10 protein-coding genes and 2 pseudogenes are annotated in these 15,561 nt (G+C 68.0%); 7 read left to right on the plus strand and 5 right to left on the minus strand.

Features of this window, described 5'->3' with window-relative positions; translation table 11 throughout:
* Positions 1-3: 3 nt before the first annotated feature.
* A pseudogene (locus FQ389_RS21155) lies at positions 4-994 on the minus strand (isopenicillin N synthase family dioxygenase).
* A gap of 234 nt (positions 995-1,228) precedes the next feature.
* Here FQ389_RS21155 and FQ389_RS05170 point away from each other — a divergent pair.
* Complete coding sequence (locus tag FQ389_RS05170; protein ID WP_144206252.1) at positions 1,229-3,064, plus strand: acyl-CoA dehydrogenase; 1,836 nt, start codon at positions 1,229-1,231, stop codon at positions 3,062-3,064.
* A 303-nt stretch (positions 3,065-3,367) separates the two neighbouring features.
* On the opposite strand, the gene FQ389_RS05175 is transcribed toward FQ389_RS05170, so the two are convergent.
* Positions 3,368-4,714: an acetyl-CoA C-acetyltransferase gene (locus tag FQ389_RS05175; protein ID WP_407662764.1), complete on the minus strand. Its 1,347-nt coding sequence runs from the start codon at positions 4,712-4,714 to the stop codon at positions 3,368-3,370.
* Positions 4,715-4,854: 140 nt separating this feature from the next.
* Between FQ389_RS05175 and FQ389_RS05180 the strand changes: the two genes are divergently transcribed.
* Both FQ389_RS05180 and FQ389_RS05185 read left to right on the plus strand, forming a co-directional pair.
* Positions 4,855-6,231: a 3-oxoacyl-ACP reductase gene (locus tag FQ389_RS05180; RefSeq protein ID WP_144206254.1), complete on the plus strand. Its 1,377-nt coding sequence runs from the start codon at positions 4,855-4,857 to the stop codon at positions 6,229-6,231.
* Positions 6,231-7,073: a MaoC/PaaZ C-terminal domain-containing protein gene (locus tag FQ389_RS05185; RefSeq protein WP_144206265.1), complete on the plus strand. Its 843-nt coding sequence runs from the start codon at positions 6,231-6,233 to the stop codon at positions 7,071-7,073. The genes FQ389_RS05180 and FQ389_RS05185 overlap by 1 nt, the downstream gene beginning before the upstream one ends.
* A 5-nt stretch (positions 7,074-7,078) precedes the next feature.
* Here FQ389_RS05185 and FQ389_RS05190 read toward each other — a convergent pair.
* The 3 genes and pseudogenes from FQ389_RS05190 to FQ389_RS05200 all read right to left on the minus strand — a co-directional run bounded on the left by FQ389_RS05190 (position 7,079) and on the right by FQ389_RS05200 (position 9,794).
* Positions 7,079-7,874: pseudogene (locus tag FQ389_RS05190) on the minus strand (chloride channel protein).
* A gap of 78 nt (positions 7,875-7,952) precedes the next feature.
* Complete coding sequence (locus FQ389_RS05195; RefSeq protein WP_144206255.1) at positions 7,953-8,582, minus strand: TetR/AcrR family transcriptional regulator; 630 nt, start codon at positions 8,580-8,582, stop codon at positions 7,953-7,955.
* A gap of 66 nt (positions 8,583-8,648) precedes the next feature.
* Positions 8,649-9,794 (minus strand): glycoside hydrolase family 3 N-terminal domain-containing protein, encoded by a 1,146-nt coding sequence (locus tag FQ389_RS05200; RefSeq protein WP_144206256.1) that lies wholly within the window; start codon positions 9,792-9,794, stop codon positions 8,649-8,651.
* 159 nt (positions 9,795-9,953) lie between these two features.
* Here FQ389_RS05200 and FQ389_RS05205 point away from each other — a divergent pair, with 159 nt between their 5' ends.
* The 4 genes from FQ389_RS05205 (at position 9,954) to FQ389_RS05220 (ending at position 15,165) form a co-directional block, all read left to right on the plus strand.
* Complete coding sequence (locus FQ389_RS05205) at positions 9,954-10,160, plus strand: DUF2613 family protein (protein ID WP_260860506.1); 207 nt, start codon at positions 9,954-9,956, stop codon at positions 10,158-10,160.
* 129 nt (positions 10,161-10,289) lie between these two features.
* Complete coding sequence (locus tag FQ389_RS05210) at positions 10,290-10,568, plus strand: hypothetical protein (protein ID WP_260860507.1); 279 nt, start codon at positions 10,290-10,292, stop codon at positions 10,566-10,568.
* Between the two features lie 51 nt (positions 10,569-10,619).
* Positions 10,620-10,793, plus strand: a complete 174-nt coding sequence (locus tag FQ389_RS05215; RefSeq protein WP_066947240.1) for a DUF2613 domain-containing protein — start codon at positions 10,620-10,622, stop codon at positions 10,791-10,793.
* A gap of 115 nt (positions 10,794-10,908) precedes the next feature.
* Positions 10,909-15,165, plus strand: coding sequence for an alpha-(1->3)-arabinofuranosyltransferase (locus FQ389_RS05220; protein WP_186296274.1), 4,257 nt, complete (start codon positions 10,909-10,911; stop codon positions 15,163-15,165).
* Positions 15,166-15,561: the final 396 nt, after the last annotated feature.

Consider the following 15,561-nt stretch of genomic DNA (forward strand, 5'->3'; position numbering starts at 1 on the left):
ACTTCACTCGCCCCTTGCCGCCGACGACAAATTCGCTCGTCCGAGATTACCCGCCGAGTATCCGTGCTCCTCGGCGACGTCGGGATGGGCGCGCAATCTGCTTTTCTGCTTTTCCAGGCGTTGCGGCCGTAGACGGCGAAGATCGGATCGGACGGCTTGTGCGCCGGATTCCAAGACCGATCGGCGCGCGGCGAGTTCGGGCGGCAGCGACAGCACCGGCAGTTACACGTCAAGCCGGGGATTGAAAAAGATAGGGCACCGAGATGCGCTCGCTCGTTTGCCCGTCTAGGTTGACCCGGTTCGGTGGCACGCAGGTAGCCGCTGGTCGCGACCTCCAGAAGTTAGCCGATGTTCACGATAAACGCACCGTCCAGTGGCGCCATGTAGACCCATTCGCCGGCCCGATCATCGGGTGCCGGACGCCGCCGCACCTGCAACTCCCGGCTGCCCGTCTCGGCGAGCAGCCGCACGGGCGGGATAGCCGGATGACCTTGATCAAGGTAGCCGGCGTCTCGGCGAAGGCGTCGTCGAAGACCTCCGGCAGACTGCCCAGAGATGCCGCCCAATGCCGGAACAAGGTGCGGGCCACCCGGGGGCGACATCCCACTCCGCGATGAGACCCGGGAACTCTGGCAGCGCGGCCGGCCATTGGTTGGGGCCCTGCAGCCAGAGCAGCCAGAGGTAGTCCGGGCTTGCCGGGCCCGCCGATGGCGGGACGTTCGGGCCCGATATCAATCTGCTCGCGCCAATCCACTTCGCCGAGCGTCCTCTCGCCACCCATCCGGGTGTAGCCGCGGAAATGCGGGCTGCGCACCATGGCGACGGCGTCCTTGTCGGCATCGGGCAGCGCGAACAAACGCCGGGCCGCCCCGAGCAGCCGGGCGATCAGCGTCTCGGGTACGCCGTGGCCGGTCAGGTAGAAGAACCCCACCTCGTGCGCGGCCTCGCGCAGGCCTTCCCGCAGCTGCTCGGCACCGGCCCGCAAATCCACCACCGGTACCGCGGTGGTGGATTTGCGGGCCCGTCACGTGTCCATTATCGCCGCAGTTAGACGAGCCTTCGACGCCTAAGCGGTGCTTGCCAACCGGTTGGTTAATTAGACAATGAAATCTCGGTCACAGTCTCTTGCGCGAATCTAACGGCGCGGGATATTTTAGCGGTGTTACTGGTGGGTAACTTAGTCTAAGTACCCAACCGCATGTGGCGTTCTCAATGAGGAGGAAATAGAGTGAGCCACTACAAGAGCAACGTCCGCGACCAGGTATTCAACCTCTTCGAGGTGCTGGGCGTTGACAAGGCGCTAGGCCAAGGCGAGTACACCGACCTCGATGTCGAGACCGCCACCGAAATGTTGAACGAGATCAGCCGGCTGGCTGAGGGGCCGATCGCGGAGACGTTCGTCGAGGGTGACCGCAATCCCCCGGTGTTCGACCCCGAGACCCACTCGGCGACCTTGCCGGAGGCATTCAAAAAGTCTGTTTACGCCGTTCAAGAGGGCGGCTGGGACAAGGTCGGCCTCGACGAGGCCCTGGGCGGTGTGCCCGCCCCCAAGGCGCTGCTATGGGCGCTGCACGAGCACATCCTCGGCGCCAACCCGGCCGTGTGGATGTACGCCGGCGGTGCCGGATTCGCCAACATCCTGTACCACCTCGGCACCGAGGAGCAGAAGAAGTGGGCCGTCCTGGCCGCCGAGCGCGGGTGGGGCTCCACGATGGTGCTGACCGAGCCGGACGCCGGTTCGGACGTCGGCGCCGGCCGCACCAAGGCGGTGCAGCAGGAAGACGGTTCCTGGCACATCGAGGGCGTCAAGAGGTTCATTACCTCGGCCGACTCGGGTGACCTGTTCGAGAACATCTTCCACCTGGTGCTGGCCCGCCCGGAGGGCGCCGGCCCCGGCACCAAGGGGCTGTCGCTGTTCTTTGTGCCCAAGTTTCTGTTCGACTTCGAGACCGGGGAAATCGGCGAGCGCAACGGCGCCTTCGTCACCAACGTCGAGCACAAGATGGGTCTCAAGGTCTCCGCGACCTGCGAGCTCTCCTTCGGTCAGCACGGCGTGCCCGCGAAGGGCTGGCTGGTCGGCGAGGTGCACAACGGCATCGCGCAGATGTTCGAGGTCATCGAGCAGGCCCGCATGATGGTCGGCACCAAGGCGATCGCCACGCTGTCGACCGGTTACCTGAACGCGCTGGCCTACGCCAAGGAGCGGGTGCAGGGCGCCGACATGACCCAGATGACCGACAAGACCGCACCGCGGGTGACCATCACGCATCATCCCGACGTGCGCCGGTCGCTGATAACCCAGAAGGCCTACGCCGAGGGGCTGCGCGCGCTGTACCTGTTCACCTCCACCTACCAGGACGCGGCGGTCGCGGAGGCGATCCACGGCGTGGACGCCGACCTGGCGGTCCGGGTCAACGACCTGATGCTGCCCGTCGTCAAGGGTGTCGGGTCCGAGCAGGCCTACGCGAAGCTGACCGAGAGCATGCAGACCTACGGTGGCTCCGGCTTCCTGCAGGACTACCCGATCGAGCAGTACATCCGGGACGCGAAGATCGACTCGCTCTACGAGGGCACCACGGCCATTCAGGCGCAGGACTTCTTCTTCCGCAAGATCGTCCGTGACAAGGGTGTGGCCCTGGCGCACGTGTCGGAGCAGATCCAGCAGTTCGTCGACAGCGAGTCCGGCAACGGGCGGCTGAAGACCGAGCGGGAGCACCTGGCCAAGGCGTTGGCCGACGTCCAGGGCATGGCGAGCACGCTGACCGGCTACCTGATGGCCGCGCAGGAAGACGTCACCAGCCTCTACAAGGTGGGCCTGGGCTCGGTGCGCTTCCTGATGAGCGTCGGTGACCTGGTCATCGGCTGGCTGTTGCAGCGTCAGGCGGCGGTAGCCGTGGCGGCGCTCGACGCTGGTGCCAGTGGCGCCGAGCGGTCCTTCTACGAGGGCAAGATCGCGGTCGCGTCGTTCTTCGCGAAGAACTTCCTGCCGCTGTTGGCCAGCACTCGCGAGGTGCTCGAGACGCTGGACAACGAGATCATGGAGCTGGACGAGGCGGCCTTCTAAGCCGCCTCGTCCAGCTGGACCGCACGCGAATCCCCCGCTTCTGCCTCACTTCGAAGCGGGGGATTTGCCCAAAAGGCCGCCTCTGGATCCTCTCACTCCAGCGGCGGCCTTTTTCGTGCGCCCATAGTTTTCCTACCGGCGGCCGACTCAGGGATGCCCCGTGTTGCCGTCGGGGTCGGGGGTCAGACCACAACACGGGGCAATCCGGTCTTCGGTTACCCATCCCTCGGCGTTACTAATCCGCTGTGACGAACTTCATTCGCCGACGGTCACCATGACCCGGTCTACCGGGTTCAGGGCAGTTCACGCCTCCAAGATCGCGGCGACACCCTGGCCACCCGCGGCGCAGATTGAGATCAGCGCGCGCAGCGGCGCCCCACCTTTCGTCTCTTTCTTCTTTTCGGCGAGTTGCTTGGCGGCCTGGGCGAGGATCCGCCCGCCGGTGGCCGCGAAGGGGTGCCCGGCGGCCAGCGACGAACCATTGAAGTTCAGCTTGGACCGGTCGATCGAGCCGAGGGCGGCGTCAAGGCCCAGCCGTTCCTTGCAGTACTCCTCGGACTCCCAGGCCTGCAGATGCGCCAGCACGACCGACGCGAACGCCTCGTGGATCTCATAGAAGTCGAAGTCCTGCAGGCTCAGCCCGTTGCGAGCCAGCAACCGCGGCACCGCATAGGTGGGCGCCATCAGCAGCCCGTCGCGCCCGCTGACATAGTCGACCGCGGCGGTCTCGGTGTCCACCAGATACGCCAGGACAGGCAGCGAGTGATCGGCCGCCCACTGCTCGGTCGACAGCAGGGCGACCGAGGCCCCATCGGTCAGCGGGGTGGAGTTGCCCGCCGTCATCGTGGCGTCGCCGGCCTTCACCCCGAACACCGGGCGCAGCGTGGCGAGCTTTTCCACGCTGGAATTGGGCCGCAGGTTGTCATCGCGGTACAGCCCCAAAAACGGGGTGACGAGATCGTCGAAGAAGCCGCGGTCGTAGGCCGCGACCATGTTCCGGTGGCTAGCGACAGCGAGTTCGTCCTGGTCTATCCGCTTGATGCCCATCTTCTTGGCGGTGATGGCGGCGTGTTCGCCCATCGACAGCCCGGTGCGGGGCTCGCTGTTGTCCGGCACCTCGATGCCCAGGGTGGCGGGCAGCGCGCCGACCAGCTTCAGCCGTTCCAGGTTGGACTTGGAGCGGCGCAACTTCAGCAGCTGGCGCCGCAGGTTGTCGCTCAGGCCGATCGGCGGATCCGACGTGGTGTCCACCCCGCCCGCGGCGGCGACGTCGTAGCGACCGGACGCGATGCCGTCGGTGGCGGCGATGGCCGCCTGCAGGCCGGTGCCGCATGCCTGCTGAATGTCGAATGCCGGCGTGTATGAAGACAATTGGGAGCCGAGGACGCACTCGCGCATCAGGTTGAAGTCGCGGCTGTGTTTGAGCACCGCGCCGCCGACGACCGCGCCGAGGCGCTGGCCCCGCAGCCCGAACCGGTCCACCAGCCCGCCCAGGGCGGCGCTGAACATGTCCTGGTTGGACGCCTCGGCGTAGGCGCCGTCCGACCGCGCGAACGGGATGCGATTGCCGCCCAGGACGGCGACCCGCCGCGGGGATTTCAGGCTCGTCTGAGCTGCTTGATCAGTTGTTTCAGAACTTGCAGGGGCCACGTTCATCTCCGGTTATCAGTTTGGGGAATTGGCCGTTGCGACCCATACTACCGACTGTTCTTACTTTACAGTAAGTTAGTACTCGTTACGGTTGGTTTGTCCGATACGTTCGACCCAGAAAGACAACGGAAGGCAGCTCAGTGGCTCCCAATCGTTCCTCCGACCTGTTCTCGCAAGTCGTCAATTCGGGCCCCGGATCTTTTCTGGCCAAGCAACTCGGGGTCCCACAGCCGGAGAATCTACGCCGCTACTCCCCCGGCGATCCGCCGCTGGCCGGGTCTTTGCTGATCGGCGGCCCCCAGTACCGGCAAGGGCGGATCGTCGAGCCGCTGCGGGCCGCATTGGACGGCGACTACGACCTGGTCGGCAACAACCTCGGCGGCCGCTGGGCCGACAAGTTCGGCGGCCTAGTGTTCGACGCCACCGGCATCACGATGCCGGAAGGCCTCAAGGCGCTGCACGATTTCTTCACCCCGCTGCTGCGCGACCTGGGCCACTGCGCGCGCGTCGTGGTGGTCGGCACCACTCCCGACGCCGCCGCCAGCACCGACGAGCGGATCGCACAGCGCGCCCTGGAAGGCTTCACCCGCTCGCTGGGCAAGGAGCTACGCAATGGCTCCACCGTGGCGCTGGTCTATTCGTCGCCGGAGGCGAATCCGGCCGCCACGAGCCTGGAATCGACGATGCGGTTCATTCTCTCGGCGAAGTCGGCGTACGTCGATGGTCAGGTGTTTTACGTCGGCGCCGCCGATTCCACCCCGCCGACCGACTGGGACCGGCCGCTGGACGACAAGGTCGCCGTCGTCACCGGAGCCGCCCGCGGCATCGGCGCGACGATCGCCGAGGTGTTCGCCCGCGACGGCGCCCGCGTCGTCGCGATCGATGTGGAATCCGCGGCCGAAACCTTGGCCGAGACCGCCAGCCGGGTCGGGGGCACGGCGCTGTGGCTGGACGTCACAGCCGCCGACGCGGTCGACAAGATCACCGAACACCTGCGCAACCACTACGCCGGTCACGCCGACGTGTTGGTCAACAACGCCGGCATCACCCGCGACAAGCTGCTGGTCAACATGGACGCCGCCCGCTGGGATGCCGTCCTGGCGGTCAGTCTCCTTGCCCCGCAACGCCTTACCCAGGGTTTGGTGGCCAACGGCAGCATCGGCGAGGGCGGCCGGATCATCGGACTGTCGTCGATGGCCGGCATCGCCGGTAACCGCGGGCAGACCAACTACGCCACCACCAAGGCCGGGATGATCGGGCTGACCCAAGCGCTGGCACCGGAGCTCTACGAGAAGGGCATCACCATCAACGCCGTGGCGCCGGGGTTCATCGAGACCCAGATGACCGCGGCGATTCCGCTGGTCACCCGGGAGGTGGGCCGCCGGATGAACTCGCTGCTGCAGGGCGGCCAGCCGGTCGACGTCGCCGAGACCATCGCCTACTTCGCCAGTCCGGCATCAAATGCGGTGACGGGCAACGTCATTCGCGTCTGCGGTCAGGCAATGTTGGGGGCATGATGGACCAGCCGAGCGGCTTGAGAAACATGCTGTGGGCGGCCGCCGGGGCGCTGCCGGTGGTGCTCCGGACCGACCAGTTGCCCAGCCAGACGGTGACGGTCGAGGAGTTGCCGATCGACCGGACGAACGTGGCCGAGTACGCGGCGATCACAGGCCTGCGCTTCGGCAACAACGTGCCCCTCACCTATCCCTTCGCGTTGACCTTTCCAGCGCTGATGTCTCTGGTGACGGGCTTTGACTTCCCTTTCGCGGCAATGGGTTCGGTACACACGGAGAGCCACATCACCCAGTACCGGCCGATCGCGGTTACGGATACCGTCGGCGTGCGGGTACATCCGGAGAATCTGCGTGAGCATCGCAAGGGACTGCTCGTCGACCTGATCACCGACGTCAGCGTCGGCAACGAAACCGCCTGGCATCAGGTGACGACGTTCCTGCACCAGCAGCGCACCAGCCTGTCCGACGAGCCCAAGCCGCCGCCGCAGAAACAGCCCAAGCTGCCGCCACCGAGCGCCGTGCTGCGTATCACCCCCGGCCAGATTCGCCGGTACGCCGTCGTCGGGGGTGATCACAACCCGATCCACACCAACCCGATCGCCGCCAAGCTGTTTGGGTTCCCGACCGTCATTGCACATGGAATGTTCAGCGCCGCAGCGGTATTGGCGAACATCGAAGCGTGGATCCCGCATGCGGTGCGGTACTCGGTGCTGTTCGGCAAGCCGCTGATCCTGCCAGCGACCGCGGGGCTGTACATCGACGAAAAAGAACACGGCTTCGAGCTGTCGTTGCGCAACATCGCCAAGGGCTACCCGCACCTGACCGGAACCGTCGAGCCGCTGTAGCCGTCTCAGCTGACGCGTTCGTCCCGTTTGAGCCCCCGAAAGCTCAACAGCCTGCTCAGTCCGTGCGCGCCGGTCGAGGTCATCAAAAACACCAAGAGCAGCCAGAGCGGCGGCCGGGCCAGCTCCCAGATGAAGATCGCGGCCCAAATCGGTGAGCCCTGGGTGACCGCGAGCACCCCGGCGGACCCGGCCAGCGAGAGCGCCGGCACGTGCAGGTCCGTCCCCGCGATCCAGTTGATCGTCAGCACCAGCAGCGCGCCCGTCGCCGCGCCAGCGGCTGCCAAGTGTTGAGCATGATGCGGGCCGAGAACAACGCACCCGCCAGCGGCACGGCATACACGCGCCCACTCCGGCCCCGGTAGCGCAGGCAAGCAGGATCTCCCGGTCTCGCGAATCCAGACGCCGCAACCATCCGTTGCCGAAATCACCGAGCGCGGCGGCGAATTGGCGCGGCACCCCTTCCTATCCCAGCGACGCTCCCGAGCCGACCAGCTGCACCTGCAGCATGGCGTCGACGCTCCACGACAGCCGCGGTATCGGCTCGTGACGGGCGATGGTGCCGGCCAAGGGCGGCACCGCGGCCCGGCGCCGCAGCAGCCACCACCCCAACCCCGCCAGCGCGGCGCCGACCATCGGCCCCCAGCACCCGGCGCACCGGCTGCTGTCGCTCACCGCGGCCAACAGGGGGCCGAAGCTGTAGTGATAGGTCAGGTGCTGGACGAACCGCAGTACGAACGTGATCGACACCCCGGCGAACCCGGCCAGCAGACCGACGATGATGACCGTGCAAAAGAAGTCCACGTTGCGGCCCGGGGGCGGGCGGGCGAACGGGACACGGCATGAATCTAGCCCGCGAACGCCGCGCCAGCCGGACGCGGGTTAGGACGCGGGCCGCTGGGCGGGGCCGGTTTCTTGTTTCTCGGGCACCCCGCGCAGGCCGTGCCAGAACAAATCGATCATCAACTCGGCCGCCTCGTCGACATCGATGTGTCCGGTTGACAACCGGTTGGCCATCGCCTCACCGGCACCCACCAGCACCACCGCCATCATCTGGTGTTCGGCGTCGGTGCGCGGGGTGCGGCTGTTCTCCCGCACCAGCCCCGCGACCAGCTCGATGATCTGCTCGCGCCCTTCCCGGACAGTGTGCGCGAAAGCCTGCGAGCTGATCGCCTGGGTGTACATCACGATCCAGGACGCTTGGTTGGCATCGATGTAGCGCAAAAACGCCCCAATGGTGTTGCGCAGCAAGTCCCGCGGGCTTTGGGTGTAGTCGATGTCGGCGCGGACCGCGTCGATGAATCGGGTCATCTCGCGGTTGAGGCAGGCGCCGAACAGGTCCTCTTTGGAGCCGTAGTACAGGTACAGCATTGGTTTGGAGATCTCGGCGGCGGCGGCAATGGTGTCCATCGAGGTCTCGTGGTAGCCGTTGACCGAGAACATCTGCACGGCCGCGTCGAGCATCTGCTGTTCCCGAACGGCGCGGGGTAGCCGCTTGGTACCACCTGCCATCGCTCTGACCTTTCAAGCCCTTCGGGCTCCGCTTATCTGCCTCCAGGGTAACGATTGACCTGACGGTTAGTGTTCACAAGCCCGGCCGGGGCCCTTCATCATTGCCACCCGCAGCAGCGACTGGTCCACCGCAGGTAACGCCAATTCACCTGCGGCCAAAGCCTTTTCGAGACGGATCAGCACGGCGGGGACCTCGTCAGTGGTGACCCATAGCGCGATGTCGGTGCCCGCTTGCAGGGTCCGCAGCACGGCCTCGGCAACCCCATAGCGATCCGAGATCGCCGCCATGCTGGACAGGTCGTCGCTGAAGATGGGGCCGTTGAAGGGCGGGCCGCCGTACCTGGTTCCCTCGCGCAGCAGTTTGACCGCGGCGGGACTCAGGCTGGCCGGCTCGTCATTGGTGGTCAAGCCGGGCACCTGCAGGTGGCCGATCATCACCGCGACCGGGGCCTGAGTCACCAGCGCCTTATAGGGCACCAGGTCGTCGTTGATCAGCTCGGGCAGCGGCGGTGTGATGACCCCGCCCTTGTGCGAGTCACCGGAACCGTGGCCGTGGCCCGGGAAATGCTTGAGCACCGGCAGCACTCCGGCATCGCGCAGGCCCTGGGCGTAGGCCCCGGCGTAGGTGGTGACGGTAACCGGGTTGTCGCCGAACGAGCGGTCCCCGATCACGCTGTCGTTGGGCTCGCCGGTGACGTCGACGACCGGCGCGAAGTCGATGGTGATGCCCTCCTCGCGCATCTTCTTGCCGCGCTCGGCCGCCTGCGTGCGCACCTGCTCGGGGGTCTGGATGCGGGCCAGCTCCTTCGGCGACGGGGCGGTGCCGATCAGCGACTTCAACCGGGACACCCGGCCGCCTTCCTCGTCGACGCTGACCGCCAGTGGCAATGGCCCTGCGCTGCCCGCGATGTCGGCCAGCGGCCCCTGGAAGATGCCGAGATCGGTCCAGCTGCCGATAAAAATCCCGCCGACGTGGTAGCCGTTGACCACGGCACGGGCGTCGTCGGCGTTCTTCACACCCACCATCAGCAGCTGGGCCAGCTTGTCGCGGGTGGACAGCTTGGCCGTCGGGTCACCGCAGATCGGCGGTGCGGGCGGCGCGGCGGAATTGCTGGTCGTCGTCGAGCCGGGCGGTTTGGCACCCTCGTGACCACACGCCGCTACCAGCGTTGACACGGCGGCGAGCAGGGCGAGGGTGCGCGAAAAAGCCATCGGGACATGTTGTCACGGCCGGCGCTCACCCGGGCGCGGCCCCACCGCGCGGTCCGGCCCGGCAAATCCCGCCTGAACCAAAACACGCTTTACTGCGCGCCGCCAAGACCCAGCTTAAGTTAGCCGCAAGCCCAGTCCCGCAGGCACGGAGGAACCGCGATGGCCGCTTTCACCCTGGCTACCGTGGCGGGTGCCGCCGCGGGTCTGGCAATCGGTGCCGTCGCCACCATCGGCGTCACGCTGGCCGCCGAGGACCACACCATCGTGCCGGTCCGCGCGCCGTCGAGCCCGTCGTCGCCCTATCTGGTGCAGTACGCGGCGACCGGTGCATCGGCGGGTATTGCCCCTTCCCTGCGACAGCCCTGACAGCTGCCTGAACGAGTTGCCGGCGGTGCCGCCGGAACTGCAACCCTGACGACACCCCTGCTCGCCGCGCGCTGTGACCGCCCGCTGCCGTTAGGTTGGGCGTGGACCCACCCAAGGGAGGAGCCAGCGATGACGGGGTTCGCGCTGGCCACTACCGCCGGCGTCGTGGTGGGGCTGACGATCGGCGCCGCCGCATCCATCGGCGTAACGCTGGCCGTCAAGAACCAGGGCGACGGCGACGGTCGCGGCGATCACGGCGGTGACGCACGCACCAGCCGCGCCCGCGGGACGGAACCCGACCGGGCCGTATCTGGTGAACTACGGCGAGCGATGTTGGCACGGGCACTGCATCCCCTGGTCATGACGCTTCGCGACGCGAGGCCCGAAAGGCGACGGCTGTTCTGCTAGGTTGACGTTTGGGTAGCCCCCGTGACATCCACAAAACCCAAGGAGTAGCCAATGAACCGGATCATTGCGCCCGCCGCAGCGAGCGTGGTGGTTGGTTTGCTGTTGGGCGCGGCCGCGATCTTCGGGGTCACTCTGATGGTGCAACAGGACACGAAGCCGCCACTACCCGGGGGCGATCCGCAGTCGTCAGTGCTCAACCGGGTGGAATACGGCAACCGTAGCTAGCGGCGATCGCAAGCACGGCATTGGCGATCGCAGGCAGGAAGAAGCCACGCGCAGCGGGTCGGCGCCTTCGGAGTCCGCGGCGACACGAACGTCGCCCGCGGCACCCGCTGCGGACCTGTCGGTCGCACCCTTGTCCCGCCGCTGGTTGCTTCTGGTCGGCGCGATCTCGCTGACGCTGACGTTCGCGCAATCGCCCGGGCAGATCTCGCCCGACACCAAGCTCGACCTGACCGCGAACCCGCTGCGATTCCTGATGCGTGCGACCAACCTGTGGAACAGCGAGCTGCCGTTCGGGCAGACGCAGAACCAGGCCTACGGCTACCTGTTCCCGCACGGCACCTTCTTCCTGCTCGGCCACCTGCTCGGTGTGCCCGGCTGGGTGACCCAGCGCCTGTGGTGGGCGGCGCTGCTCACGGTCGGCTTTTGGGGCGTGGTGCGGGTCGCCGAGGCGCTGGGCATCGGCAGCCCGACGTCGCGGCTGATCGGCGCGATCGCGTTCGCGCTGTCCCCGCGGGTGCTGACCACACTCGGCTCCATCTCGTCGGAGACCCTGCCGATCATGCTGGCGCTCTGGGTGTTGCTGCCGACGATCCTGGCGTTGCGAGGGAGTTCGGGCCGGTCGGTGCGCGCGCTGGCCGGTCAGGCCGGGCTGGCCGTCGCACTGATGGGCGCGGTCAACGCGATCGCCACCCTGGCGGGTTGTCTGCCGGCCGTGATCTGGTGGGCGTGTCACCGGCCCAGCCGGGTGTGGTGGCGCTACACCGCGTGGGCGGCGCTGAGTCTGGTGCTGGCGATGCTGTGGTGGGTGGTCGCGCTGGTCCTGCTGCGCGACGTCAGCCCCCCGTTCCTGGATTTCATCGAATCGTCCGGGGTGACGACGCAATGGTCGTCGCTGGTAGAGATGCTCCGGGGCACCGACAGCTGGACCCCGTTCGTGGCTCCCAACGCGACCGCGGGTACCCCGCTGGTGACCGGGTCCGCGGCCATTCTGGCGACCTGCCTGGTCGCCGCCGCCGGCCTGGCCGGGTTGGCCAGCCCGCGGATGCCGGCTCGCGGGCGGCTGGTGACGATGCTGGTGGTCGGGGTGGTCTTGATGGCCGTCGGCTACTCGGGCGGTCTGGGCTCGCCGCTGGCGCATCAGGTGCAGCTGTTCCTGGACGCCACGGGCGCGCCGCTGCGCAACGTGCACAAACTGGAATCGGTCATCCGCATCCCGATCGTGCTCGGAATCGCCGAGCTGCTGGGGCGGGTGCCGTTACCCGCCTGGGGGCCGGACAGCGCGCCCAGGACGCAATGGCTGCACGCGTTCGCCCACCCCGAGCGTGACAAACGGGTCGCCGTCACGGTGGTGGTGCTGACCGCGCTGATGGTCAGCACCTCGCTGGCGTGGACCGCCCGGCTCACACCGCCGGGCACCTTCAGCGCCATCCCGCGATACTGGCACGACGCGGCCGACTGGCTCAGCACGCATAACACCGGCCGCCCCACCCGCGGGCGGGTGCTGGTGGTGCCCGGCGCCCCGTTCGCCACCCAGATGTGGGGCACCACCCACGACGAGCCGCTGCAGGTGCTCAGCACCAGCCCATGGGGCGTGCGTGACTCCATCCCGTTGACGCCACCACAGACCATCCGGGCGCTGGACTCGGTACAACGACTCTTCGCCGCCGGACTGCCGTCGGCCGGACTGGCCGATACCCTTGCCCGCCAAGGTATTTCGTACGTGGTGGTGCGTAATGACCTGGACCCGGACTCGTCGCGGTCGGCCCGCCCAATCCTGGTACACCGCGCCATCGACGGGTCCCCACGACTGCAGAAGGTGGTGCAGTTCGGCGAGCCGGTGGGGCCGGGAACCTTGGCCGGTTTTGTCACCGACAGCGGGCTGCGGCCCCGCTACCCGGCGGTGGAGATCTACCGGGTGGCGGTACCCGGGGATGCCGGCGCGCCGTACCTCGTCGACACCGACCGGCTGGCCCGCATCGACGGCGGGCCCGAAGTGCTGTTGCGCCTCGACGAGCGGCGCCGGCTACTCGGCCGGCCGCCCGTGGGCCCGGTCCTGATGACCGCCGACGCCGCGGCGGCAGGCCTCCCGCTGCCCCCCGGCGCCGCGGTAACGGTGACCGATACCCCGGTGGCGCGCGAGACCGATTACGGCCGGGTCGACGAGCATTCGTCGGCCGTGCGGGCCGACGGCGACAGCCGACACACCTTCAACCGGGTGCCGGACTATCCGGTCCCCGGTGCCGCCCCGGCCGTCGGCGCCTGGAACGGCGGGCGGATCACCGTGTCGAGTTCGTCGTCGGACTCCACCGCCATGCCCGACGTCGCGCCGGCGACCTCTCCCGCCGCCGCGATCGACGGCGACCCGGCTACCGCGTGGGTCACCAACGCACTGCAAGCCGCCGTCGGGCAGTGGCTGCAGGTCACCTTCGACCATCCTGTGACCAACGCCGCGATCAAGTTGACCCCCAGCGCAACCGCCGTCGGCTCCCAGGTCCGCCGCATCGTGATCGACACCGCCACCGGCAGCACCACCCTGCGGTTCGACCAGCCCGGCAAACCGCTCACCGCCGCCCTGCCCTACGGCGAGACTCCGTGGGTGCGGATCACCGCTGCCGGTACCGACGACGGATCCCGCGGCGCGCAATTCGGCATCACCGACCTGTCGATCACCCAGTACGACGCCTCCGGGTTCGCGCACCCGGTCGACCTGCGGCACACCGTGCGGGTGCCCGGGCCGCCGCCGGGGGCGGCGATCGCGGGCTGGGACCTCGGCTCGGAATTGCTCGGCCGGCCCGGCTGCGCGGCGGCCGCCAACAGCGTGCGCTGCGCGCCGTCATTGTCGTTGGCCCCGGAGGAGCCGGTCAACTTCAGCCGCACGCTGACGGTGCCCGCACCGGTGTCGGTGACACCGCGGGTGTGGGTCCGGCCCCGCCAGGGCCCCAAGCTGGCCGACCTGATTGCTGAGCCGAATACCGTTCGCGCTCAAGGCGATTCCAACACGGTCGATATCCTCGGTTCGGCGTTCGCGGTCACCGACGGCGATCCGGCCACGGCCTGGACCGCGCCACAGCGGGTGGTGCAGCACAAGACGGCCCCCACGTTGACGCTGACCCTGCCGTACGCCACCGAGGTCACCGGGCTGCGGCTGCTGCCGAGCCGGTCGACGTTGCCCACCCGGCCGACAATGGTGGCGGTCGATCTCGGCGACGGCCCGCAGGTCCGGGAACTGCGGGCGCCGGACGAGCCCGGTGACGAAGGGTCCGCGACGCCGCAAACGGTGCAGCTGCACCCGCGGGTGACCGACAGCGTCACCGTCAGCCTGCTGGATTGGCAAGACATCATCGACCGCAACGCGCTGGGTTTCGACCAGCTCAAGCCGCCCGGCCTGGCCGAGATCGCGGTGCTCGGCGGCGACGGCAATCCCGTCGCCCCCGCCGACGCGACCCGCAACCGATCCCGCGACATCGTCGTCGGCTGCGACCGCGGCCCTGTCATCGCGGTCGCCGGCCGGTTCGTGCACACCTCGATCCACACAACGGCGGCCGCTTTGCTCGACGGTGCACCGGTCGCCGTTGAGCCGTGCGATCACAACCCGATCGCGCTGCCGACCGGCCAGCAGGAATTCCTGGTCAGCCCCGGCGCCCAGTTCGTCGTCGACGGGGCACAACTGCTGACCACTGGCGTAGCCGAATTGCCCAGTACGACAAGTGTTTCGACGTCCCCAGCGACGACCGGAGGCTGGGGTCCCGACCACCGCGAGGTGCGGGCCCCGGCATCGGCCGTGTCCCGGGTTCTGGTAATCCCGGAAAGCATCAATCCCGGCTGGGTGGCCCGCACCGGCAGCGGCACCCGACTGACGCCGGTGGCCGTCAACGGTTGGCAGCAGGGGTGGGTGGTGCCCGCCGGTTATCCGGGCACGATCACGCTTATGTTCGCATCCAACTCGCTGTACCGGGCGGGGTTGTCTTTCGGTCTGGCATTGTTGCCGATCTTGACGCTGCTGGCGTTGTGGCGCACCCGGCGCGGGCGTTCGGACGACCCGCCCGCGACGCCATGGTCCCCCGGCCGTTGGGCCGCGGTGGCGGTGGCGGCGGCCGGGGGGCTGATCGCCGGGGTGGCCGGCGTCGTGGTGGTCGGCGCCGTTCTCGGACTGCGTTATGCGCTGCGGCGCCGCGACCGGGTCACCGTCACGATTGCCGCCGGCGGCCTGATTCTAGCGGGGGCGGTCCTGTCCCGGCACCCGTGGCGTGCCGTCGACGGTTACGCCGGCCATTCGGCGAGTGTGCAACTGCTGGCACTGATTTCGGTTGCCGCCGTCGCCGCTTCGGCGATCGTGCTGCCGAAGCGGCGGGGCGCGGGTCCCGGCGATTGACATTTCGAGGGCGTCCGGAAAGTGATGGCCATGGAATGGCTTTCCGCACCCGACTACTGGGTGAGCAGATTCGTGCTGGAACGCGGCATCGCGGCCATCTACCTTATCGCGTTCGTCACGCGGCCAGACAGCTCCGGGCGCTGATCGGCGCCGACGGGATGCGGCCGGTAACCCACATATCTGGCGCGACAGTCATTTTGGCAATCGCCGAGCACTTTCCAGCTGCGCTATTCGACCGGCCGTTCGCCGGCGTGTGCTGGTGCGGTTCGGCGCTCTGGCCCGGTGTGCTCACCGCGTATTGCCGATTCGCTCCGCGGTTGAAGGAAAGACGGTACCGGAAGACCTACAGTGCCGCATTTCGACTCATACGCATGCCGGGTGCCCTACTGGCTTCCC

It is taken from the genome of Mycobacterium tilburgii, from assembly GCF_902168065.1.
Classification (GTDB): Bacteria; Actinomycetota; Actinomycetes; order Mycobacteriales; family Mycobacteriaceae; genus Mycobacterium; species Mycobacterium tilburgii.